This window comes from Chitinophaga sp. (assembly GCF_036566945.1).
GTDB lineage: Bacteria > Bacteroidota > Bacteroidia > Chitinophagales > Chitinophagaceae > Chitinophaga.
On sequence record NZ_DATCVJ010000465.1, the window covers coordinates 1 to 1,527 of the forward strand.

General features: G+C 40.7%; 1 protein-coding gene. It reads right to left on the bottom strand.

What is annotated here, in order from left to right; genetic code table 11:
• Positions 1 to 135 precede the first annotated feature (135 nt).
• On the bottom strand, positions 136 to 1,236 hold the full coding sequence (locus VIP81_RS14310) for a TlpA disulfide reductase family protein (protein WP_331961788.1): 1,101 nt from the start codon (positions 1,234 to 1,236) through the stop codon (positions 136 to 138).
• Positions 1,237 to 1,527 lie beyond the last annotated feature (291 nt).

Here is a 1,527-nt window from a genome sequence, read left to right on the forward strand (position 1 = left end):
AATAACAAATCATTTCAGATACTGCTATAATGATCCTACCCCATCACCAACCCCTCATGCCGACAGGCAAAACATAATTTGCAAAAACGTCTTATGTAAAAAATGAAGGCAGCGAAATGCTGCCTTCATTTTTTATTATAAATTATCTTCAATTGCTTTTTTTAATGCTTCCCAATTTGCGCCTACACTCTTGTATACTACCCGTCCATCTTTAGATACCAGGTAAAACTGGGGAACAGCAGCGATGCCGAATAGCCACCCTACGCTATCCTTAATATCTTCCACCAGATATTGTCCCTTAAAATCGCATATCTGATTTCCTGACGGTCTGTCTTTCCTTATTGCCTTTATCCATTCGCCCTTGCTCGTATCAACCGATATCGATAAAAATTCCAGTCCCCTTGAATGATAGCTTTCATATACAGGCTGAAGGTCTATATTAGCTGCTCTGCAAGGGCCACACCAACTCGCCCAAAAATCAATCAGCGTCAAATGGCCTTTAAAACTATCTGATGTAATGATGCTACCAGTAGTATCCCAGCCCTGGAAATCAGGAATATGATCATTCACTTTTACTTTAGAATAAGACTCATCATAATCTGAAAGTTGGTCTTTCACAAGGTCAGTCTGTCTATTATCTGTTTTTGCCGGCGCGGACACCAACTCAAACAATTGCCTGGATACCTCCTTGCTTTTATCATCCCTTCCCAGCATAAACGACCGGATGATGGCCACACTGAAAGGTGATTGCAGATGATTGATAATCCAATTGGAATAATACGTTTGGATATATGTATATTTTGGGGATCCAACTTCATAAACAGCTGCTTTATGCGTATCGTCGAATTTTTTCGTAGCATCTGCCAATCCGGTATAAAAGCTATTTTGCTCCAGGGACACGGTATCTCCTGAAATATGTACTTCGTTGAAATTCCTGGGAATATTCACCTGCATACTGGATCCGGATCTTAAGAACAACGGAAATGCGTAGCCCTGGTGAATGCTATCGGCCATCAGGATATACATGTCCCATCTATTAGCATTCTGAATATCGAATTGGAAAGTACCTCCTTTAGTATAGGATAGGAGTCGGACACCGCTGGTATTCATTAAATAAACAGGTAAGCCGTCCTTGCAACCGGCTTCAAATTGTCCTTTTAACTCGCTTCCCCGGCTTACGCCGTATGAAATACTGAAAAGGAAAAATAACAACGCATATTTCAAAGATGTCTTCATAAGTTAATTGATTTTATAGGGTATACTTATTCATATTGGCGGGAAAACTGTTGCCATCCGCGACCTGTTTACCATTATCATAACTACATCGTACTTTGCCGGCGGCAATAGCTTTATCTAACAAAATTGTTACGGAAAACTTCTGCTGGCCATAAACGGGTTGAAAAGTAGCAAGGTTAGCAGGAGGATAACTTTGGGCATGTTACATGGTATGAGTAGACTTAAAAATAGCCAAACTCTCCCTTGCAGCCGCTCACGCAACGTTTAAGTTTAGTTAAACTTACCACCTGA